Here is a 22,955-nt window from a genome sequence, read left to right on the forward strand (position 1 = left end):
ATTAATATTGTGGCTTAACACTAGTTCCTGATAGGGTTGAATGATATTCACATTCAAAAGTTGAAAGTTGAAACATGAACAATACAATTAATAACGTAGCAATCGTAGGTGGTACTCACGGTAATGAGTTGGCAGGTGTTTATCTTGTCAATTATTGGCGTAATACTGAACCTCAGTTTATTACTAGGGCGTCTTTTTCAACCGAAACGCTATTAGCCAATACCAAAGCTATTGGTCTTAATAAGCGTTATTTTGATAGTGACTTAAATAGACAATTCTCGGCTGAGTCTTTAGCCAATATGAATTTGAGTAATTACGAGCAATCACGAGCCAAAGTGATCAATCAACAATTAGGGCCTAAAGGCAATCCTAAATCTGATTTGATCATAGATTTACACAACACTACATCAAATATGGGCCCTTCATTACTTATTCCACAACAAGGTGAGTTTTACGACTTGTTGGCTATTTATGTTAGAGAAATGATGCCAGAAGCCGTTGTGTTGTTGGATGAAGATCATATCGCAAATCAAGATCATCATTTGCTATCTACCATAGCGAAACGTGGCGTTATCGTGGAAGTTGGTCCTGTGCCACAAGGTGTATTAAAACACGAAGTAAATGAACAAATGGCAAAAATGACAGGGATTATTTTAGACTTTGTTGAGTTATACAACTTAGATAATTTGCCGCAACTACCAAGTTCAACTGACGCTTTCCGTTATTTGGAGTCTTTAACTCTACCAGTTAACGATAAAAATGAACGTATGGGCATGGTACATAAAAATATAGAGGGCAATGACTTTCAACCAGTTAAATCTGGCGACCCTATATTTGCGTTGTTTGACGGCACTGAAATCAATTATCAAGGTGATAAAACGGTTTATCCTGCCTTTATAAATGAAGCCGCTTATTACGACAATAACTTAGCCATGAGCCTTTGTGAAAAAGTTGTTATTAACAACCCTCGTTAATACGGCTTAAATCAATAACGGTAATAAGTTCACAGCAGAACCAAGTATTTGGTTCTGCTGATTAACAATACGCTAACTTGATATATGTTCAGCCGTTTTTCACCGTCCTTTCTCCCACTACCTTTTCCTTTTCCTTTTCCTTTTCCTACGTCATTTTAATCACAATTAACTTTGTCTTTATCTAGCTCTAAACGTATTCGTCCCACATTAGAAATAACCAGTGCCTGTTTAACTTGCTCATTAATACATAAAGCGATTGTTGCTGTGGTTGTCATTGTTGTGTTGATTGGTGCAAATCTAACTTCATCTCTGTTGGCGTAAACCTTTACTGGTAAAGATACTTTGTAAGAACTTAAAATTTTATCTGTTGAGTCAACAAATCCATTATTATTTTGATCGGTAAAAGTAATAATTTCATCCTGCCAATTACCAGTGCAGTTTATTCTATCTTGAGTTGGGCAAGTCATTACATAGGTAAATTGACTCGCCGCAATTGATTTGGCTAATTGTAAATGCGAACTAAATTGGTTTACTTCACTGGTCAGTTTATTACGTTGAAAGAAGGCAGATAACGATGGACTCACAACCATAGACAAGGTTGCAATAAGTGCGACCACCAGCATCATTTCAATTAATGTGAATCCCTGTTGCTCATCATGTTTGGCTGGCGAATTAACCGCGTTTTTTACCCTCAGATTTTCTGCGTCAGCACTGACTACTTGAAGAATACTATTCACATCAACAATCCCAACAGAGTTCATCGCTGGCAAACTCACCATCTTTGTTTTTGTCATAGCCTCGCCTACCATCAAAGTAGTAAATTAAAGCGCCGTAACGGTTTTTATCTTTGTCGTTAATTGCAGTTGCCGTTATTTGATATTCAAGACCATTAACGCTAACAAATGAAATAACCAGACTAAAAATGGCATCTTGTTCTAGCTTATTTGCAGGCGAATACGCCTGAAATATCCAAGGGTTGCCTGTATTGGTAACTGAGTTTTCAGAGCCTGCGGCACCGAGGTAATTTCCATTAAACAACTTATACTGCTCTAACTTGCTCGCAAGCATGAGTAAGTCTGACTGTGCTTGGATTAATTTAGTTTTGTCTATGTGACGGACATAACTCTGTACGCCTAACGTTAACAAACTAAATAAAATCGACAAGACCACGAGTAACTCTATTAAACTAAATCCTTTTGGTTTCATGTTTATCCCCTGCTATTTTTCTATAAACTGAATATCTCTTTCGGTTGAAACAAGTGAAATTTGAAATTCATGGCCATCTGCATTGCCTATCACTGGCATACCTTCGCTGTCATCTGAGTCGTCATTTACGGTTACAGACTCTCTGGTGATTATTGAGGTTTCCGTCACAGCTAAATTTGAATGTAATAGCTCGACACATTGCTTGATAATTAAAGTCTCTAGTCGTTGATTAGGGTCTACCTCATCGAGCTCAACGGACAGTACAGCGAGGTGATTTACCGCAGTCGCTAACATTCTGGCTTGGTTAAGTTGAATGCCCTGTGATGGATAAAGTAACATCCAATTACTTTTCGCAGCTTCTCCACAATTGGGGAGCTCGCTGTGCGCTAACTTGCCATTAATTGCTAACACACTGCTAAGCTGTAAAATTGCAGATGAGTATTCTGACGTTGATAATTGATTGAAAATAAGCTGTTTATTATTTGTTAACCATAATCTAGCTTGTTGATATACCGCTTGGTTGTTAAGCATGACAGTTTGTGTGCTTGAAGACAAAATGGACGACACCGACAATAAAGTCATTATTAATAAAAAAATAAGCACCAGAACCAATACGACACCTTGCTGTGTTTTATAACTCCGCCTTAGATGACCTTTTCTGCCAACAAATTTCATAACGAGTTACTTGCCATTTGGTTATTATCTAAAGTGATGATTGTTGAAAACTGGCGAACTAAGATATTTTCTGGTGCTTCATAACTGTCATTTGACAACAGACGTACTTGCCTATGCTTTTGTAGTTTTGTTAAAACTGGACTGCCAATTAATACAGCAAGGTTAACGGCTACTATTTCAGTGCCAGCGGATAAATATGTAGAGAGTAGATTGGCGTTAACCCAAACAAAACGTTCATTGTTGCTACTATTTCCGTCATTAACTGCATGCACTTTTATCAGATACTGTATTTGTAAGTCGTACACATCCTCTAATATAGACACCGAATAATTATAGCTACCGTTGGACTTTAAACCTCGTAGATAACGGCCATCGAAACTTTTACAGCGTAATGTAGTTTCCTCTAAGTAATATTGATTAACCACATGGAATAGCTCCCCATCGTTAAAATCAAAATTAGATCCGGTACAGCTTTTGTCGGCACTTGTATTAATCGTGATTTGGTCGGGAGCGTCGCCCCCGTCTAGACTTGCTATTAAAGGGTATAAACTGAAAGTTAACTCTGTTGCTATTGGATAAGCCGTTATAAAGCTAGCTTCTTGGTTAATATCAACCTGTGTATTTAAATTGGCAGAATACACATTGCTATAACCCGCCAGTTGAATACTCGAATGTAATAACGGGATTATGTATTGGCCGTCATAGAAAACGTTTTCTAACGCTTTATTAGTTAAAAATAATTGATGATTAGCGTTATAAACACGCAGAACCAAAGACGAAATAACACTGCCAATGGTTAAGGCGATTAATAACTCCAACAAAGAAAATCCGCCATTAACTTTCATGGCGGCTATCTACTAAGATCAGTTGTTGCGAATAGCATTGGTAGAGCTGATTTGAGCCTAGTGTTGCCTGTTCACAGCTAGACTGACTGGGATAACTTGGCTTATTCTTAGTTTGGCTAGGCCAGAGTATATTGATATCCAACAACAGAATGTCATTGCCATCTATTCCACCAATACCATCCATATTTGAATAAATAATGACTTTTGCCTCATTTGATAACTTCGCTAACATGCAGCTAACTTCATAAGTATCGAACTGAACTAACTGTGTGCTATTACAAAAAGTTAACGAGCTTTGATCATTATCTCTGCAAGTTTGAATAACACTGGGGACTTGTTGGCAAAAACAAACATAGTTTGAATTGTCACAGCTAGAAAAAGAGGAAAAGTCGTACGAGTTGGAAGAAAAATAAGGTGTATTTACGCCAACGGATAAAGCGTTAAAAACACTCACTTTATTAACGGACACGCGACTTGCTAGGTTATTTGCTATCAGTGAGGCTTGAATGAAACTTTGATTGGTTTGATTAGCTTTAGTCGCTATAAGTTGTAGGCCAACAATGCCTAGCACACCAATAGAAAGAACGATTAAGGCAACCAGAACTTCTATTAAACTAGCGCCTTTTGAATACGTTATTGAATAGCCGCTTGGATAAGATCTTGAAAGGGCTTTTAAATGAGAGGCTGCAGTTAAGTCCGTTTTACTGTTTATCATGTCACTAAGCTTATTTAACAAAATACGTTAAATAAGCTTAGAACATAATTTTTATTCTGTTTCTTTTTTAGGTAATTATTTTAGAGGCATTTTTTTTTAGGTGCTTCTTGCAATTCCGCTGGAACGGCAAAAACAATATTTTCTTCTTTGCCTGGATTTTCTATTACAGTAGAAGCACCGAGTTCTTTTAATCTATCGATAACACCTTTTACCAAAACATCAGGCGCTGAAGCTCCAGCGGTAACACCAACATTCGGTTTTGATGCTAACCATGCAGTATCGATATTACTGGCATCATCAATTAAATAAGCTTTAGTGCCTACTTTTTCAGATAACTCACGTAATCGATTTGAATTAGAGCTATTGGCTGCGCCAACCACCAACATCAAGTCAACTTTATTGGCCAAATCTCGTACCGCATCTTGTCTGTTTTGCGTGGCATAACAGATGTCATCTTTACGAGGTCCTTTTATCTCAGGATATTTAGCTCTTAACGCGTCAATTACATCGGCCGTATCATCAACCGACAAAGTAGTCTGTGAGCAATAGTATAAAGCTGATGGATTTTTTACATTTAATGTTTTTACATCGTCCGGCGACTCAACTAAATAAATCCCACCTTCAGGGTTATTGTATTGCCCCATAGTCCCTTCAACTTCAGGATGACCTTGGTGACCAATCAATACACATTCAATGCCTTTCTTTGATGCTCTCGTTACTTCCATATGCACTTTAGTTACTAATGGACAGGTCGCATCAAATACTTTTAAACCACGGGAGTTAGCTTCTTTACGAACCGCTTGAGAAACACCATGAGCACTAAAAATAACAATACTGTCATCTGGCACTTCACTTAGTTCATCAACAAAAACCGCACCACGGTCTTTTAATCCATTGACCACAAACTTGTTATGCACTACTTCATGGCGGACATAAATTGGTGGTTGAAATATCTCTAAGGCACGCTCAACAATTGATATAGCACGGTCAACACCGGCACAAAAGCCTCTTGGATTGGCTAACAATATTTCCATGATATACCTCTAAACTGCTGCGTTCTTGACGTTGACGTCATTTGTTGCAGTGCTATTTACTTCAATAATTTCAACATCAAAGGTTAAAACTTGGCCGGCCAACGGATGATTAAAGTCAACCGTTACAGACTGCCCAACCACATCACGAATAACACCAGGCAACTCAGTACCATCAGGTTGAGTAAAGGCAACAATTGCGCCCTCTTCAGCAGGAACATCGGCACCAAATTTGTCTTTATCAACAAAATAAATATTGTCAGGATTTGGCTGACCAAATGCTTGTTCAGGCTCTAAGGTAAAAGATGCTTCTTTACCCGCTTCCAATCCCATTAAACAGGCTTCAAACCCTGGTGTTAAACTGCCATCACCAATGGTTAGCTTGGCTGGTTTGCCATTTACTTTTGTGCTGTCGGCTACTGACCCATCAGATAATTTGATAGAAAAATGAAAAACAACTTCGCTGCCGTTTTGAATACTCATATTTATTATTACTTAACCTGTTCTGATGAATCGTTTTCAGTTGAATTTTCTTTTTTATGCTCAAAAATAGCATCTAATATTAATAATGCGGCGCCTATGCTAATTGCCATATCGGCAACATTGAAAGCAGGAAAGTGCCAATTTTGATAATAGAAGTGCAGAAAATCAACTACGTAACCATAGTTCATTCTATCCATAACATTACCGAGTGCACCGCTTAATATCAGGGCATACGAGGATAGTAGCAAAGGCTTATTTGATGGCGTTTTATACATCCAATAAACCAATAACACACTGATCACAAGCGCAATACTAGTAAAGAAGTAATGTTGCCAGCCACCAGCATCACTTAAAAAACTAAACGCGGCACCATAATTACGAACATAAGTAAGGTCGAAAATTGGCAACACATTAACATCTTCATACAACACAAAGTTATTGAGGATCCAAAGTTTAGTAAATTGGTCTGCAATGATTAATAACAGGCTTAAAGCTAAAAACTTTAAACCTGTATTTTTAAATATAGCTAACATTAAGCGAACTTCCTTGACTCACCTTCACCATCGACATTGTCTACACAACGGCCACAAAGGTCGTCATGTTCAGCATTTTTACCAACATCGTCAGTGTAATGCCAACATCTTTCACACTTAGTACCTTCACTTGTTGTGATAGCAACATATACACCTTCTAACTCTGAGTTAGTTACTGTATCTGGTTTATTACTAAGTGAGTCAACTTTAGCGGCTGATGTGATCAATACAAAACGTAGCTCGTCTTCTAGCGACTCTAACTTTTGCTTAATCTCGTCATTTACATATAAAGTAACTTCCGCTTCTAACGATGCGCCAATCAACTTATCTTTTTTAGCTACTTCTAACGTGCGGTTTACTTCGTCTTTAATCGCTAAGATTGCAGACCAGTAATCATCGCCCATATCTACGTCTTTGGCATATTGTTCAATGTCTGAATACCAAACACCGGTGAATACGAATTCGCCACGTTTGCCAGCGGCAGTTTCAGCTGGAAGTGCTTGCCAGATCTCTTGTGCCGTAAATGATAATACTGGCGCCATCCAACATGTCATCGCTTCTGCTATATGATACAAGGCAGTTTGACATGAACGACGTGCTACAGAGTCAGCTTTAGCTGTGTATTGTCTGTCTTTGATAACGTCTAAATAGAAGCTACCTAAGTCAACTGAACAGAAGTTCATTAGTTTTTGCATAACAACGTGGAACTGATATTTGTCGTACGCTTCAATGATTTCAGTTTGTAAACGAGCTGCTTTGCCGACAATCCAACGATCAAGAGCAACCATTTCACTTTCAGCAACTGTGTCTGTGATTGGGTTAAAGCCGTTTAAGTTAGCCAATAAGAATCGTGACGTATTACGAATACGACGGTAAGTATCAGCAGAACGTTTGAATATTTCGTCAGCTACTGTCATTTCGCCAGTGTAGTCTGTAGAAGCTACCCATAAACGTAAAATGTCAGCGCCGTATTTGCCCGTTACATCTTTAGGAGAAACTACATTTCCTAATGACTTAGACATCTTGTGACCTTTTTGGTCAACGGTAAAACCATGTGTTAGTACTTGGTCGTACGGGGCTTTATCATTCATTGCCACTGATGTCATCAATGATGACATAAACCAACCACGGTGTTGATCTGAACCTTCTAAGTACAAGTTAGCTGACTTAGTAAATTCTTTACGAGCGTCAATTACAAAATGGTGTGTTACACCTGAGTCGAACCATACATCTAATGTGTCTTGTACTTTGCGGTAGTTATCAGAATCTGCACCAAGCAGCTCAGCTTGATCTAAATCCCACCAAGCTTGAATGCCTTTTTCTTCAACCGCTAACGCAACTTTCTCTAATAATTCTTGAGTATTAGGGTGAAGCTCGTCAGTTTCATTGTGGATAAACAATGCAATTGGAACACCCCAAGTACGTTGGCGTGAAATACACCAATCTGGACGGCTTTCAACCATGCCAGCTATACGGCTTTGGCCCCACTCTGGTAACCATTCAACTTGTTTGATTTTCTCTAATGATTTTGTACGCAAACCGGCTTTGTCCATGCTTATAAACCACTGCGGCGTAGCACGGAAAATGATTGGCGTTTTATGGCGCCAGCAATGCGGGTAACTATGGGTAATATCAACGTGTTTCATTAATGCGTTATGTTCTTGTAACACTTCAATGATATTTTGATTGGCTTTAAATACGTGTTGACCGGCAAAAAGGTTAGTACCTTCAACAAATACACCATTTGGTCCAACAGGGTTAGCAACTTCTAATCCGTATTTTAAACCAACCGTGAAATCTTCTTGACCGTGTCCTGGAGCGGTATGTACACAACCTGTACCTGCGTCAGTTGTTACATGCTCACCTAAAATAACGGGTACTGTAAAATCTTCATACGGATGTTTTACTTGAAGATTTTCAAATAACTCACCTTTGGCATAACCAAGTGCTTTGAATTCAGTGATACCGTAACGTACCATTACATCATCTAATAACGTAGCAGCAACGATTAATCTAAATGGTACGTCAGCTTCAATTTGTACTAATACATATTCAACATCTGCAGCAAGTGCAATTGCACGGTTAGCTGGCATAGTCCAAGGCGTTGTCGTCCAAATAACAAAGGATACGTCGCCTGCTCCTTGGTTACCGTCGATTAGCCCAAATTTGCTCGTTACATCTGCAGCGTCAACCGCGGTAAATTTAACGTCGATTGCTGGCGATACTTTATCTTGGTATTCAACTTCAGCTTCAGCAAGCGCTGAACCACAATCTGTACACCAATGAACAGGTTTTGAGCCTTTTTGTAAATGGTCGTTCTCGATGATTTTACCTAACGCACGGATGATGTTAGCTTCTGAGCTAAAATCCATTGTTTTGTATGGGTTTTCCCAATCACCTAATATTCCTAAACGAACAAAACCGTCTAATTGCCCAGTAATTTGACGTTCAGCGTATTCACGACATTTTTGTCTAAACTCGGCAGCGGTAACTTTCTTACCTGGCTTACCGACTTTTTTCTCAACCATTAATTCAATTGGTAATCCGTGACAATCCCAACCAGGCACGTACGGAGAATCAAAATCAGACAAGGTCTTAGACTTAATGATCACGTCTTTTAATATTTTATTTACCGAGTGACCTAAATGAATGTCACCGTTGGCATACGGAGGACCGTCGTGAAGAATAAAACTCTTTTTGCCTTTTTTAGCATCACGAATTTGTTTATATAATTCTTTTTGCTGCCATTCTTTGATCATGACAGGTTCACGTTGAGCTAAGTTACCACGCATTGGAAATGCAGTTTCTGGCAAGTTAAGAGTATGTTTATAATCACTCATATTTGACTGGGTCCGTAATTTTATAATTTAAGATTTAATACTTAAATAATTTATTTAAATAGTTCAGCTTTTGCAGTTTTTACATCTGCGTGGATCTGCTGGATTAATTCATCTACCGAGTTGAATTTCTTCTCATCTCGGATTTTAAACAAAGGTTCAATACTTAACCTTTGGCCATAAATACTTTCATTGAAGTCAAATAAATGCACTTCCAATACAGGTTTAACCCCGTTTAACGTAGGCTTATTGCCTATGTTAGCGACACCAAAGAAGCTTTGTTCTTGCCATTGTACTTGCACAGCAAATACACCTTTAATTGGCAGAACCTTTCTTTTTACCGCGATATTAGCGGTTGGAAAACCAAACTTACGACCATTTTTTTCACCATGGATCACTTTGCCATGGAACTTAAACGGTTCACCTAATAATGCGGTTGCCACTTCAAAGTTAGACTCATCTAAACTGTGCCTAACCTCTGTACTGCTCGCTCTTTTGTTGGAGTATTCAAACGTTTTACTGTCGTCTACATTAAAGTCGAATTTGGCAGAATATTGTTTTAACAACTCAAGGTTGCCAATACGTTTTTGACCAAATCGGAAATCGTCACCAACGATTAGATGTTTAACACCTAATTTATCAATCAATAAATTTTCAATAAACTGCTCTGCACTCATAGCCGCAAAAGCCGGATTGAAACGAATGCAAATAAGTCGGTCGACGCCCATCGCTTTTAACTTTTCGAATTTCTCACGAAAGGTTAATACTCGAGCCGCCGCTTTATCTTTTAAAAACACTTCTTGTGGTTGTGGCTCAAATAACATTACCACAGCTGGCACTTGATATTTTTGTGCAACTTGTTTTAATTTTTGTAGTACATACTGATGACCTATATGCACACCATCAAAGTTACCGATAGTTAACACACAGTTTTTATGTTTTTCAGTAATATTAACTAAACCGCGAACTAACTCCATCACCACTACTTTTAAAGATAAAAAAACGGTCAAATTATAACGGTAAACGAGGGGGAATTACTAGCACACAAGTATGCTTATTCTGTTGAATCAAAGGAATATAATCAATTTAAACATCCATTAGTTTAAATTGATTAATTTATCTGCAAATTAAAAGTTGGATTTTAGATCTCTGAGCCTAAAACCTAAACTAAACAGTAAGACGAAATAAGACAACATAGCCAAAAATATCAAACCAAATAGCTTAACAAGTAAATGTGAAAAGTTAGTCATTTCCATTGGCCAATTTACATGAGCCATCCAAACGATATAAGACATGAATGCGGTAGCCAACAATAATTTAACTATCCAAATCACCGATTGACGAGATATTTTGTAAACACCTTGTTGATGTAAACCTCTGTACAACAGAACCGCATTTAAGGTTCCAGACATAGCCGTTGCAATTGCTAAACCGACAAAACCAAAAAATGGCGCTAACATAAAGTTAAAAACGATATTAGCTAACATTGAAATAATACCAATTTTAACCGGCGTCTTAGTGTCCTGTCTGGCAAAATAACCCGGCGCCAATACTTTCACCGCCATGTAACTCATTAACCCTGAACAATAAGCCATAAGCGCCCATTGAACATGCATTGCATCATCAGGGGTAAACTTGCCATGTAAATACAGGACTTCAATAATCAATGGGCCTAAAAGCATAAGACCTGCCATAGCAGGAAAGGCTAGCATCAATACAAATCGCAATGCCCAGTCGATTGTGTGTTGAAATGCCATTGGATTGTCGTTTGAATGTAGTTTAGACAAACTAGGTAAAATAACCGTTGCAATACCGATACCAAATAACCCTAACGGAAATTCAATTAGTCTATCGGCGTAATACAGCCAACTGATTGAGCCTGTGACCAAAAACGAGGCAATGACAGTATCAACTAAAGCATTAAGTTGATGAACTGATACACCTAAGATTGCAGGTAACATCAGCAAACGAATTCGTTTTACATATTCGTCATTCCATCCCCACTTAGGTAAAACTAATAAACCGGCTTTTGCTAGAAAAGGAATTTGGAATAAGAACTGGATTAAACCACCAACAAATACGCCGGTAGCTAATGCATAGGCAGGCTCAGAAAAAGAATCGCGAAAGACAATAGCGCAGACAATAATCGCAATATTTAAAAATACGGGAGTAAATGCCGCTACGGCAAATTTATTGTAGGTATTTAATACCGCGCCAGATAAGGCAACAAAGGTAATAAAAAATAAATAAGGGAATGTTATTTTCAATAAAGATGCGGCCAATACAAACTTACCCGCATCTGGGCCACCTGACATCCAATCTAAAAACCAACCAGTACCAAACACCATAACGATGACTGGAGAGGCAATAACAGCCAGCAAAGTAACAAAGGTAACTATTACGCCCAAAGTCCCCGCAACCTTGGCGACTAACTCTCTGACTTCGTCGTCACCGTGTTTTTCTTTTACTTCGGTCAATACAGGCACAAAGGCTTGTGCAAACGCGCCTTCGGCAAATAAACGTCTTAAAAAGTTGGGAATACGATTAGCAAAGAAATAAACATCGGCATTTACACCGGCACCAACAAGGGTAGCTACAACTACATCGCGTACTAAACCTAAAACTCGAGAGATCAGCGTCATAAACGAAACAATTAAACCAGAACGCAACAGAGCCAAATGAATTACCTTTTTAAATGAGTTAGCTAAAACTGACAGGGGTTATTATATTAGAGTGCCAGATCTTAATCTTTTTTTATAGTTAAAGCATTTATCAGGACTATTAATTATATTATCTTGCATAGATTGCTTAAAGGGTTTGACAACAGCGTTGAATCAAGGCAAAATTCGCGGCCTTAAAAACACGTTATTTTGAATTATTATTTTAGGAGTCAGCCTTGGCTAACATAAAGTCTGCTAAGAAACGCGTTATAACTTCTGAACAGAGCCGTCGTCACAACGCAAGCCGTCGCTCTATGATGCGTACTTACATGAAGAAAGTAGTTGCAGCAATTGCTGCTGGTCAAAAAACTGAAGCACAAGAAGCATTCGTTGCTTTGGTTCCAGTTCTAGATCGTTATGCTACTAAAGGTCTTATTCACAAAAATAAAGCAGCTCGTCATAAGAGCCGTTTTAATGCACAAATCAAAGCTCTTTAATTTAAGAACTTTAGTTTAGGCTAGTGGTAAGATTTATTAAAAACCGAAATGGTTCGCTATTTCGGTTTTTTTGTATCTAAAATTCAGCAAATAGATATTTGAACTGCGCATTTATAACCTACTGTACTGATATTCGATTTATATTGTATTGCGTTAAGATGAATTGAATTTGATTGAGTCTGCGTGGGATTTATAAGTGAAATTAAAATGGAGTGCGGTAAGAGTTGAGCTAAGAGCAACTAAGCAAAGCCACAGATAACCAACAAAGTGCTTACAAAGATCAGCTTTATAAAAGCTAATCTATGTAAACAAGCCATCATTGATGAACAACAAATGTTAAATAACCGACGAGTGTTTAATAAACAACAAGGATATTTAATACCGCAGCAACCAACATCATTACAAATGTTAATAAACCACCAAGTAATCTAGGCATAGAAGTGCCTGCTGTTTTACCAAGCCCCATACTATGTAAAATGCGACCAATAAACAGCATAGAACCAAGCGCATGTAACACCCACATTTGAGTGCCATTTAGCTCAAGCAATAACAACATAAATAAAGCCATAGGCACATATTCGGCAAAGTTACCGTGTACACGGATAGCACGATGTAATTCGCGGTCTTCACCATGTCCAATCCCTATTTGAAACTTACGACGAAAGCGTATTACTCTAAATGATAGAGCCACATAAAATAGACCTAATATGCCAGCGTAAAACGCGGTAAATTCAACATTCATTCTTGTTACCTTTCTAATTATTAACCACTACAACAGTGGGTTTTGAAACAAAAAAGCCCACGTTAATGTGGGCTTTTCAAATGCATTAATTTATTAACCTAAGATAGTAGCTAATTTTGCACTAATATCTTCAACTGGCAGAGTGCCTTCAATCGTTGTAAAGCTTGTATTTCCAGCCTCTGCTTCAGCTTTATAATACGCCACTAAAGGTTGAGTTTGTTCGTGATAAACGCCTAAACGTTTACGTACTGTCTCTTCTTTATCATCATCACGGATCATTAAGTCTTCACCAGTTACATCGTCTTTACCTTCCACTTTTGGTGGGTTGTAAACAAGATGATATACACGGCCTGAACCAGGATGAACACGACGTCCAGACATACGACCTACAATAACTTCATCAGGAACATCAAATTCCAAACAATGATCAACGGTAATACCATTTTCTTTCATTGCATCTGCTTGAGGGATAGTACGAGGGAAACCGTCTAACAAGAAACCATTTTCACAATCGGCTTTAGTTATACGTTCTTTTACTAATCCAATAATGAGCTCGTCAGAAACTAGTTGACCAGCATCCATTACTTTTTTAGCTTCTATTCCTAAAGGGGTTCCCTCTTTAATAGCAGCACGTAACATGTCACCTGTTGATATTTGTGGGATCCCATATTTATTCATTAAGAATTGGGCTTGTGTCCCCTTACCTGCGCCCGGTGCGCCTAGTAAAATTATCCGCATGGATATGTCCTCAGATTGATAGTTTTTAGAAATCTTTATATTGTCGCGAATATTGTCATATTACAAAAGCGATGACAACTAGAGTTAGGTTGGAACCGACTAAAGTCTAATGATTTTCAAAAAATAAATGAAAAAAAAGGGAGCTATTTGCTCCCTTTTCTTAATTACGTTATCAGTTGTTTATTTAGTAAGCGATAACATTAAGTCATTCATGCGTTTTATAAACGAACCTGGATCTGTCATAGTTCCACGTTCTGCCAATGTTGCTTGGTCTAATAAAACTTCAACCCATTGTTTATATTGTTCTTCATCTTGCACTTGATCAATATGTTTCACTAGAGCGTGTTCCATATTTACTTCAAATACAGGTTTAACATCTGGAACTGGTTGTCCCATTTGCTTCATCATCTCAATCATTTGTGAACTCATGTCTGAGCTATCAGTCACAATACACGCTGGAGAATCAGTTAAACGGTGTGACACTTTTACGTCTTTTACGTCAGCTGAAAGAACTTCTTTCATTCTAGCGACTGAAGATTCAAATGTTTTGTCTGCATCTTCTTGTGCTTTCTTAGTTTCTTCGTCATCCAAGTCACCAAGGTCTAAGTCACCACGAGTAACCGATACTAACGATTTACCGTCAAAGTCATTCAGATGTGATAATAACCACTCATCGATACGGTCAAACATAAGTACAACTTCAATGCCTTTTTTGCGGAATATCTCAAGTGATGGATTATTCTTAGCCGCTTCATATGAGTCAGCAACAATATAATAAATCTTATCTTGGCCTTCTTTCATACGCTCAACGTAGTCAGCAAAACCAACTGATTGAGTTGCGTTATCTGTATGTGTTGAAGCAAAACGTAATAATTTAGCGATAGCTTCTTTATTTACCATATCTTCTGCTGGACCTTCTTTTAGCACTTGGCCAAATTCATCCCAGAATACTTGGTAATTTTCTTTATCGTTTTTACCCATACGGTCTAACATCTTCAATACGCGAGATGTACAACCTTTACGTAACGTTTGCGTTATCTTGTTGTCTTGTAAGATTTCACGAGATACGTTTAACGGTAAGTCGTTTGAGTCAACTAAACCTTTAACAAAGCGTAAATAGGTTGGCATAAATTGTTCAGCGTCATCCATGATGAATACACGTTGTACATATAATTTAAGACCACGTTGCTTATCACGGTTCCATAAGTCAAAAGGTGCTTTTTTAGGAATATATAACAATGATGTATATTCACTTTTGCCTTCAACCTTGTTGTGTGCCCAAGTCATTGGGTCGTCAAAGTCATGGCTGATGTGCTTATAGAATTCTTGGTAATCTTTGTCTTCTAGCTCAGACTTATCTAACGTCCAAAGTGCGTCAGCTTTATTGATAACTTCCCATTCACCTGGGATAGCAGCGATTTTTTCGCCGTCTTCGCCTTCACTTTCTGGAATTTCATTTTTCCACATTTCTACTGGTGTAGAGATATGGTCTGAGTATTTTTTGATTATTTCGCGAAGTTTCCAATCGTTGGCAAATTCTTTTTCTTCTTCTGATAAGAATAAAGTAATTTCAGTACCACGATTTTCTTTGGTAATAGTTTCTAGAGTGAAATCGCCTTCACCTTCACTTGTCCATTCAACACCCGCTGATGCATCAGCACCGGCTTTACGTGAACGTACAACGACTTTTTTAGCAACGATAAATGCTGAGTAAAAACCAACACCAAATTGACCAATTAGCTGTGAATCTTTAGCGTTGTCGCCAGATAGATTTTGGAAGAAGTCTGCAGTACCCGATTTAGCAATAGTACCTAAATGCTCAGCAGCTTCTTCTTGCGTCATACCAATACCATTATCATCAATTGTGATGGTATTTTTTTCTTCGTCAAAGCTAACGCGTACACGTAAGTTTCCGTCGCCTTCGTATAAATCATTATTAGACAAAGCTTCAAAACGTAATTTATCTGATGCATCCGCCGCGTTTGAAATAAGTTCGCGTAAGAAGATCTCTTTGTTTGAATACAAAGAGTGGATCATCAGTTGTAATAATTGTTTAACTTCGGTTTGAAAGCCGTGAGTTTGTTTACCTTGAGTAGCTGATTCAGCCATCTGTAAATCTCCTGTGTTTGATGTGTATTAAATTCAGTTAACAAATTGAGATAACTGTTAAAACGTTGGTAACTTAATAGGAGCGTATATTTGAAAATCAAGGGAGGGAGTAAAGATAAGGTGGTTATTTTTATAATATAACCACCTTATAACTTTAAATTTGGAACACGACTCAGTTAAAACTGTTTACGTCCCATTAATGCATGGGTAATTGTTGAACTATCAACCATTTCTAGTTCGCCGCCAACAGGAATTCCATGAGCTATTCGAGTAATAGAGATATTGTGGGATTTACAAATATCAGCAATGTAGTGTGATGTTGCTTCACCTTCTACACTCGGGTTTAATGCAAGAATAACTTCACTAACGTGACCATTTTCTAACATTTGTTCTAACTGAAATAAGCCAATCTCACTCGGTCCAACACCATCAATTGGTGATAAACAACCATGTAAAACAAAGTATCGACCACTAAACTGGGCACTTTGCTCTACGGCGGCTAAGTCAGATGCACTTTCGACAATACATAAAGTACCGTCGATGGCTCGTTTGGCATTTTGGCAAATACCGCACAATTCTAACTCAGTGTAGTTTCTACACTCAGAACATTGACCAATGTTATCCATAGCTTCATTTAATACTACCGATAGCTCTTTACCAGCTTGGCGTTTACGTTGTAATAAATGAAACGCCATACGCTGTGCCGTTTTTGGCCCAACGCCTGGTAAACATTGCAATTGCTCTATCAGGTTTTCTAATAATGATTGGCTCATATAATTAGCTGATTAGAACGGTAGTTTCATACCTGGAGGCATGCCCATGCCACCAGTTACTTTTGACATTTGTTCTTTGTTATTTTCTTCAACACGACGAACTGCATCGTTTATTGCCGCAGCAACTAAGTCTTCTAACATGTCTTTGTCGTCTTCCATTAAAGACTCGTCAATATCAACACGTTTAACGCTGTGACTGCCCAACATAGTTACTTTTACAAGACCAGCGCCAGATTCACCAACGACTTCCATTTTAGCTAAGTCTTCTTGAACTTTAGCCATTTTGTCTTGCATTGCTTGGGCTTGCTTCATGATGTTGCCCATTCCGCCTTTAAACATAATCTTTCCTCAATTTTTTTTAATACTAATAAGGTAACTGCCAATTTATATGGGCGGTTCGTTAAATTACAAGTTCAGCCATTATAATGGTTTAATTGAACCTGTGACTATTGTTCCATCAAATTCTTGTAACAGAGTTTGTACCATAGGATCGCTATTGATGCTTTCCTCGGCTCTTTGCTGACGATTCTGATTAATATCTTTTTGAATTTCAGCGGGAGCTGCTTCCACCGATGCCGATCTGTTTATAACAAATTCACATTGTGGTGCTAAGTTTAATACAACGTCGTTTAGTTCAGCTTCTGTTTTCTCATTCAACAAATGCATAAACTCTTGTTTAACGAGCATTTCGATACGGGTTTCAGTAACCTCTACACTGGCATTTAACGCTAACTGTCTTGCTCTACCAGCTAAATTAGAACGTTCTATTAATGATGCCCACGAATCGACTTCATGTGCATACCTGACTTCTTCATGCTCTAACGGCATAAGCTCGGCTTCAGGTTGTAGAATTACCTCTTCTACAATTTTTACTGGCTCAGTGACTACAGCTTGGTTACTTTCAACATCTTTGCTTTCTACTTTCAATTCGGCTGAAGCAACTTTAGATGGGCCTTGATTTAACTCGGTGTTTGACAAGCCATCAAAACCACGAGCGGCAAGAATAGCCATCACAGGATTATCTAATCCACCCGAGTCCATTACTGGTTCAAAACTTTGTGTTAAAGATGTAGTCGCTTCTTGTGTCTTTTGTTCTTCAGTAACCTGTGCAGGTTCAGCTTGGCTATCAATTTTGTCACTTTCAAAGGTTGTAGCTTCAAAGGTGTTAGCTTCAAAGGTGTTAGCTTCAAAGCCTGAGTTTTCAAACCCACTAGTGTCTACATTCTCGCCTGCAAAACCTTGGCTCTGTGCCATGTCCTGATAAAAATTTTGTTGTGCTAATAATTCGCTTTCGGTGATTTCATTGTTGCCAGTGACTTGAATTTCATCCTCCACTTTTGCAGCAGAATTCATGGCAGCCTGAGAAGAGTTGCCGTTATTAACCGCTTTGTGTTCGAAAGGACTATCTACTGGTAATTTTTCTGCTAACAAAGTATCTGCTACAAGCGCTTGAGTTAACGCTGGAGTAACTGGTGTAGTTTCCTGTATAGCAGGTTTATTTGCTAATACAGGCTCAACAAGAGTAATAGGTTGAGCTTTTAATTCAGTTGGTGATTCAGTTTCAACCTTACGTTCTAATACCTTTAGTGACGGATCAGAACCTGCTATTTCAACTCTTGGTATATTTATTTCAGAGTTTTTTTTTAAAGGTAACTCTGAAAAGTCAGTAACCGGTTTAAACGCTAGCATTCTTAAACATATCATTTCAAAACTAGCATAAGGGTCTGAACTTATTTTTAAGTCTCGTTTACCTTGTAGCAAGATTTGATAATAAACTTGTACTTCTTGTGGTGTTAATTTTGTCGCTACTGTCTTAATAAACTCACTAATATTGTAATTAAGTTGTGCAGCATTTGGCATAATTTGGGTTAATGCTATTTGGTGACAAACACTAAGTAAGTCATCTAATACTTTTTCGATGTCTGGATTTTGTTTGGTTAAACGAGAAAACTCACTCACTAAACCGTCTGCATCGTTATTTAATATTGCAGCCAATATGTTTTGGCTCCAACTAATATCAACGGTACCCATCATCTGCTGAACAACATCTAACGTAACGTTTTGTCCAGACTGAGCAATAGCTTGGTCTGTCAAACTTAAACCGTCACGCATACTGCCTTTGGCATACTTAGCTAAAAGCTCAAGTGCTTCCTGTTCAAATGGCAATTGTTCTGCTTGCATAATTCTTACAAGTTGGTCAGATATTTGTTTTATCGACAAAGCTTGTAAATTAAATTGTAAACAACGGGATAAAATAGTGACGGGGAGTTTTTGAGGATCAGTTGTCGCTAGTAAAAACTTAACATGCTCAGGTGGCTCTTCTAAGGTTTTTAACAAGGCGTTAAAACTATGCCTAGATAGCATGTGTACTTCATCTATCAGATAGACTTTATAACGGCCTCTAGTCGGCGCGTATTGAACATTATCAAGAATTTCTCTGGTATCGCCTACTTTAGTTCTAGAGGCGGCATCGATTTCGATTAAATCGACAAAACGACCCGCATCTACATCTAAACAAGTTCCGCACTGACCACAAGGTTCGGCAGAAATACCCGTTTCGCAATTTAAGCTTTTGGCAAAAATACGAGCAATTGTTGTTTTACCAACACCGCGGGTTCCCGTAAACAAATACGCATGATGCAGTCTTTGATTAGTTAAGCCATTAATTAACGCGGCTTTAACATGCTCTTGACCAACTAACTCAGCGAATTTTGCCGGACGCCATTTACGTGCGAGAACTTGATAACTCATTTAAATTAACCTTTTAAGCTATTCGCCATCAAACTCAGTTAATGAATAACTTTTGATATCCAATTTATTCAATCTTTGTTCACCACCTAGTGCAGGCAAGTTAACGACAAAACATGCGTCGTTTACTGTGGCGCCTAATTGGCGGATCAAAGATGTAGTCGCTTCAATCGTGCCACCAGTTGCTAATAAGTCATCAACCATAAGTACTTTGTCTTTAGCGGTTAATGCATCGGTATGGATCTGCATAGTGTCAGTTCCATATTCCAACTGGTAATCTTGAGATATTACGGCACGAGGTAACTTACCTGGTTTTCTAACCGGAATAAATGGAACGCCCATTTTTAATGCTAACGGCGCTCCAAAGATAAACCCTCTTGCTTCTGTCCCAACGATAGCTGTAATACCTTGATCTTTATATTTGGTTTCAAATAATTCGATAGTCTTGGCAAATGCTTTTGGGTCTTGCATTAATGAAGTTACATCACGAAACATAATGCCTGGTTTCGGATAATCTGGAATTGTTTTTATACTGTCTTTTATTAAATCTAACATGTTTTACCTAAATACTAATTTTCGGTTCTAGTATGACAGATTGGCTGCAAGGGAAAAACCTTTCTCATGATTTATTTAACAATTCCGAGGATCTAACTCCTACGATGTTTTTAGTGGTCCAGTAACTAAATTGAGTTCGATAAACTTAGGCAACGCATTGTCTAAAAAACCTAGCATTTGTAACTGGGTAAAGCTTTCGTTTAAGCCCATCAGTTCAGTAGCTAACTCGGCTTTATTAATGTCGTTATTTTGTTGTAGTAACTGCAACATAATAACCGTCAGCTGATCGACCAAAATAAACTTAACGTTAAAATCTGTATTTCTATATACCACTAACGCAGTTAATTCAGGAGCTATGGTTGTGAAGTTATCAACTGAGATGGTATGAACCGGATAGTTATACAATAAAGGGCTGCAGGTGTTAGATAGTGTTAATGGTGAATCATTGTCAATTGTATTAATATCTAACTCGAAATGACTCTGATCAAACTTTACCGCCAAATCTAGCTCTACCCATTCATAATGCGCAAGTTCAGCTAAAAATGGTAATGGCTCAAAATCAGTTTGATTCTCGATTACGTAAGATAAAAACTGTTGAGAAATTTCAATAAAATGAGGCGTTTCACAGCTAGACTCTACAAAGAACTTCCTGACAAGTTGTAACCATGGTTCTTCACCTAAAATACTTTTAACAACTGGAAATGCAGTACTACAGAACCCTTCAATATTATTAAAGAATAACTCTTGGTAAATTTTTACTCTGCGAGTCTCTATACCATCCAGCCCGCCTTCACCTGTACGGATACACTGAGTTAGTTCAAGTTGAGTTTGTTTGAGTGACTTAAGATGACTCATTAGTAAAGTCCTTTAGTAGAACGATTTCCTACACTAGCTTGTAGCTTTTTTATCATGTTAACTTCATCAAATAGCTCATCTAAAGCCGGAATATTAAAATCTCGTTCTAACAATGTAGGGAATACACCATGCTGTTCATAAGCGTGTTCCAGTAATTGCCAGACCGGTTGAATAACATCACTACCGTGAGTATCAATTTTTAAATCATCAGCTTCGTCGTAATGACCTGCAATATGGCCATACAAGATCCGTTCAGAAGGCAACCCATCAATAAATTTTTTGCCATCATATTTATGATTAATAGAATTAACATATACATTGTTAACGTCTAACAACAAATGGCAATCAGCCTCAGCTAATATTGCATTGGTAAATTCTAATTCTGTTAATTCACTAGATTGGCTTAAATAAGCTGAGACATTTTCAATCGCTATTTTCTGCTCTAAAATATCTTGTACTTGCCTTATACGTGCAGCCACATAGTGCACAGCTTCTTCCGTGAAAGGAATAGGCATTAGGTCATACATATGGCCGTCTGCAGAGCAATAACTTAAATGTTCGCTGTAGTGTTTGATTTTGTATTTTTTTAGGAACTGGCCGACTTCTTTTACGAAGTCTATATCTAAAGGATCTGGGCTACCTAAAGACAGTGATAAACCATGAGTAAGCATATTATGACTTGCTGCAACTTGCTCAAATAAGTGCTGATACTTACCACCAAGACGCATCCAATTCTCAGGTGCAACTTCTAAAAAGTCGACTTTATCTGCTGTTATCAAATCGAGATCTGACTCCATCTCACGACGAAAACCAAGTCCAGCGCCACTCACTAATGCATTGTTATTCATTATTGTTGTCATTCACTTTAAATAAAACTAACTGTGTTGAATTATAGTAATAAGAACAGACAATACGGTAAAAACTTTCGGAAGAATATATTAATAAAAGAATTTATAACTAAAAGATAGATGATTTTACATTACTCGCATCTGACAATCGGTAACTTTATAAGCTGTAAGCTGTAAGCTGTAAGCTGTAAGCTGTAAGCTGTAAGTTTTAAGTTTTAAGCGGTAAGAGTGTAATAAAAAGTGTGATGTGACCTCGTAAAAGTAGACACGGGGTTAATTTAATTCTTCATATTGCATGGGACTCATATACCCTAGAGTGCCATGCCTTCTTACTGAGTTGTAATATTTTTCAATATAAAAACGACTTTGTACAGTCATTTCATTTCGACTCAATTGAGTTAAGTTATGCATCCATTCTTTTTTATATTGGGCAAAGAAGCTTTCTGAGCATGCATTATCCCAACAATTTCCTTTTCTAGACATGCTAATTGTCACGCCTCTCTTATTCAGCCAGCGGATTGTATCTTTTGCCCTGTACTGACATCCTTGGTCTGAATGAAACAATAAATTATCGCCATCTGGCTTACGAGCTTCCCATGCTTTCTTTAACGTCTTAATAACTAAAGAGGCATTGTTTATTCTACTCGTTGCCCAACCTACCACTTTACGTGAGTACAAGTCGAGAATGACACACAAGTACTGCCAGCCTTCATTACAACGAACTTGAGTGATGTCTGAAGCCCACACCTTGTTTGCTTCTTTCACATCAAACTGGCGTTGTAGTATATGAGTCGTCGGAATAAATGTTGACTCTTTAGCTGCCTTATTCATTCTGTGTTTTCCCGCGACTGAGCGATAACCCATACACTGTAGCAAGCGTTGTACTTTGCCTTGACTGCAATCAAAACCATGAGATACAGCTGCATCCCATAGTTTTCTATAACCTGGAATGCAATGCTCTTTATCACTAACGCGCTTTAGAAAGTCCCTCAGTAATGTGTTTTTATCTGCATGTTTACTGGGTGTTTGTTGGCACCATTTATAATATCCAGCTCTGGAAACACCCAGCCATTTACACATTTTATTAACGGGCTGTTTTGTATTCGCGTGTTTATTTATATACGCGAACCT

23 protein-coding genes are annotated in these 22,955 nt (G+C 38.0%); 2 read left to right on the plus strand and 21 right to left on the minus strand.

Features of this window, described 5'->3' with window-relative positions; all coding sequences use genetic code 11:
- Nucleotides 1-74: 74 nt before the first annotated feature.
- Nucleotides 75-974, plus strand: a complete 900-nt coding sequence (locus BTO11_RS15905) for an aspartoacylase (protein WP_105053522.1) — start codon at nt 75-77, stop codon at nt 972-974.
- Between the two features lie 155 nt (nt 975-1,129).
- Here the strand turns inward: BTO11_RS15905 and BTO11_RS15910 are convergent, their stop codons facing one another.
- From BTO11_RS15910 to murJ, 11 genes are all read right to left on the minus strand, one after another.
- Nucleotides 1,130-1,768, minus strand: a complete 639-nt coding sequence (locus BTO11_RS15910) for a GspH/FimT family pseudopilin (RefSeq protein WP_181135941.1) — start codon at nt 1,766-1,768, stop codon at nt 1,130-1,132.
- Nucleotides 1,713-2,180: a type IV pilin protein gene (locus tag BTO11_RS15915; RefSeq protein WP_105053524.1), complete on the minus strand. Its 468-nt coding sequence runs from the start codon at nt 2,178-2,180 to the stop codon at nt 1,713-1,715. Before BTO11_RS15915 ends, BTO11_RS15910 begins: the two co-directional genes overlap by 56 nt.
- Before the next feature lie 12 nt (nt 2,181-2,192).
- Nucleotides 2,193-2,855, minus strand: coding sequence for a hypothetical protein (locus BTO11_RS15920; protein ID WP_105053525.1), 663 nt, complete (start codon nt 2,853-2,855; stop codon nt 2,193-2,195).
- Nucleotides 2,852-3,700, minus strand: a complete 849-nt coding sequence (locus BTO11_RS15925; RefSeq protein ID WP_105053526.1) for a PilW family protein — start codon at nt 3,698-3,700, stop codon at nt 2,852-2,854. The genes BTO11_RS15920 and BTO11_RS15925 overlap by 4 nt, the downstream gene beginning before the upstream one ends.
- The gene (pilV, locus tag BTO11_RS15930; protein WP_105053527.1) at nt 3,690-4,415 is read right to left on the minus strand and encodes a type IV pilus modification protein PilV; all 726 of its coding nucleotides are present in this window, start codon (nt 4,413-4,415) and stop codon (nt 3,690-3,692) included. The genes BTO11_RS15925 and pilV overlap by 11 nt, the downstream gene beginning before the upstream one ends.
- A gap of 80 nt (nt 4,416-4,495) precedes the next feature.
- Entirely contained in the window at nt 4,496-5,449 is a 954-nt protein-coding gene (ispH, locus tag BTO11_RS15935; protein WP_105053528.1) for a 4-hydroxy-3-methylbut-2-enyl diphosphate reductase, read from the minus strand.
- Nucleotides 5,450-5,458: 9 nt separating this feature from the next.
- A complete protein-coding gene (gene fkpB, locus BTO11_RS15940) occupies nt 5,459-5,929 on the minus strand; it encodes an FKBP-type peptidyl-prolyl cis-trans isomerase (RefSeq protein WP_105053529.1) in 471 nt (156 codons plus the stop codon).
- Between the two features lie 8 nt (nt 5,930-5,937).
- Entirely contained in the window at nt 5,938-6,462 is a 525-nt protein-coding gene (gene lspA, locus BTO11_RS15945; protein WP_105053530.1) for a signal peptidase II, read from the minus strand.
- Nucleotides 6,462-9,302 (minus strand): isoleucine--tRNA ligase, encoded by a 2,841-nt coding sequence (gene ileS / locus BTO11_RS15950; RefSeq protein ID WP_105053531.1) that lies wholly within the window; start codon nt 9,300-9,302, stop codon nt 6,462-6,464. Before ileS ends, lspA begins: the two co-directional genes overlap by 1 nt.
- 50 nt (nt 9,303-9,352) lie before the next feature.
- Nucleotides 9,353-10,276 (minus strand): bifunctional riboflavin kinase/FAD synthetase, encoded by a 924-nt coding sequence (ribF, locus tag BTO11_RS15955; RefSeq protein WP_105053532.1) that lies wholly within the window; start codon nt 10,274-10,276, stop codon nt 9,353-9,355.
- Between the two features lie 150 nt (nt 10,277-10,426).
- A complete protein-coding gene (gene murJ / locus BTO11_RS15960; RefSeq protein WP_105053533.1) occupies nt 10,427-11,983 on the minus strand; it encodes a murein biosynthesis integral membrane protein MurJ in 1,557 nt (518 codons plus the stop codon).
- Between the two features lie 212 nt (nt 11,984-12,195).
- Between murJ and rpsT the strand changes: the two genes are divergently transcribed.
- On the plus strand, nt 12,196-12,456 hold the full coding sequence (gene rpsT, locus BTO11_RS15965) for a 30S ribosomal protein S20 (RefSeq protein ID WP_105053534.1): 261 nt from the start codon (nt 12,196-12,198) through the stop codon (nt 12,454-12,456).
- A 355-nt stretch (nt 12,457-12,811) separates the two neighbouring features.
- Here rpsT and BTO11_RS15970 read toward each other — a convergent pair whose 3' ends face one another.
- The 10 genes from BTO11_RS15970 to BTO11_RS16015 form a co-directional block, all read right to left on the minus strand.
- Nucleotides 12,812-13,198: an MAPEG family protein gene (locus BTO11_RS15970; protein WP_105053535.1), complete on the minus strand. Its 387-nt coding sequence runs from the start codon at nt 13,196-13,198 to the stop codon at nt 12,812-12,814.
- 93 nt (nt 13,199-13,291) lie between these two features.
- Nucleotides 13,292-13,936 (minus strand): adenylate kinase, encoded by a 645-nt coding sequence (adk, locus tag BTO11_RS15975; RefSeq protein WP_105053536.1) that lies wholly within the window; start codon nt 13,934-13,936, stop codon nt 13,292-13,294.
- Between the two features lie 180 nt (nt 13,937-14,116).
- The gene (gene htpG, locus BTO11_RS15980) at nt 14,117-16,045 is read right to left on the minus strand and encodes a molecular chaperone HtpG (protein ID WP_105053537.1); all 1,929 of its coding nucleotides are present in this window, start codon (nt 16,043-16,045) and stop codon (nt 14,117-14,119) included.
- Between the two features lie 176 nt (nt 16,046-16,221).
- On the minus strand, nt 16,222-16,818 hold the full coding sequence (recR, locus tag BTO11_RS15985) for a recombination mediator RecR (protein ID WP_105053538.1): 597 nt from the start codon (nt 16,816-16,818) through the stop codon (nt 16,222-16,224).
- Nucleotides 16,819-16,830: 12 nt separating this feature from the next.
- Complete coding sequence (locus BTO11_RS15990) at nt 16,831-17,157, minus strand: YbaB/EbfC family nucleoid-associated protein (RefSeq protein ID WP_105053539.1); 327 nt, start codon at nt 17,155-17,157, stop codon at nt 16,831-16,833.
- Between the two features lie 81 nt (nt 17,158-17,238).
- Complete coding sequence (gene dnaX, locus BTO11_RS15995; protein ID WP_105053540.1) at nt 17,239-19,569, minus strand: DNA polymerase III subunit gamma/tau; 2,331 nt, start codon at nt 19,567-19,569, stop codon at nt 17,239-17,241.
- An 18-nt stretch (nt 19,570-19,587) separates the two neighbouring features.
- The gene (gene apt, locus BTO11_RS16000; RefSeq protein WP_105053541.1) at nt 19,588-20,121 is read right to left on the minus strand and encodes an adenine phosphoribosyltransferase; all 534 of its coding nucleotides are present in this window, start codon (nt 20,119-20,121) and stop codon (nt 19,588-19,590) included.
- Between the two features lie 99 nt (nt 20,122-20,220).
- Nucleotides 20,221-20,976 (minus strand): HvfC family RiPP maturation protein, encoded by a 756-nt coding sequence (locus BTO11_RS16005; protein ID WP_105053542.1) that lies wholly within the window; start codon nt 20,974-20,976, stop codon nt 20,221-20,223.
- Entirely contained in the window at nt 20,976-21,824 is an 849-nt protein-coding gene (locus BTO11_RS16010; protein ID WP_105053543.1) for an HvfB family MNIO-type RiPP peptide maturase, read from the minus strand. Before BTO11_RS16010 ends, BTO11_RS16005 begins: the two co-directional genes overlap by 1 nt.
- Nucleotides 21,825-22,097: 273 nt before the next feature.
- The coding region (locus BTO11_RS16015) for an IS3 family transposase (protein WP_105053544.1) at nt 22,098-22,955 on the minus strand (858 nt) is incomplete at its 5' end.

It is taken from the genome of Psychrosphaera saromensis (assembly GCF_002954545.1).
GTDB lineage: Bacteria > Pseudomonadota > Gammaproteobacteria > Enterobacterales > Alteromonadaceae > Psychrosphaera > Psychrosphaera saromensis.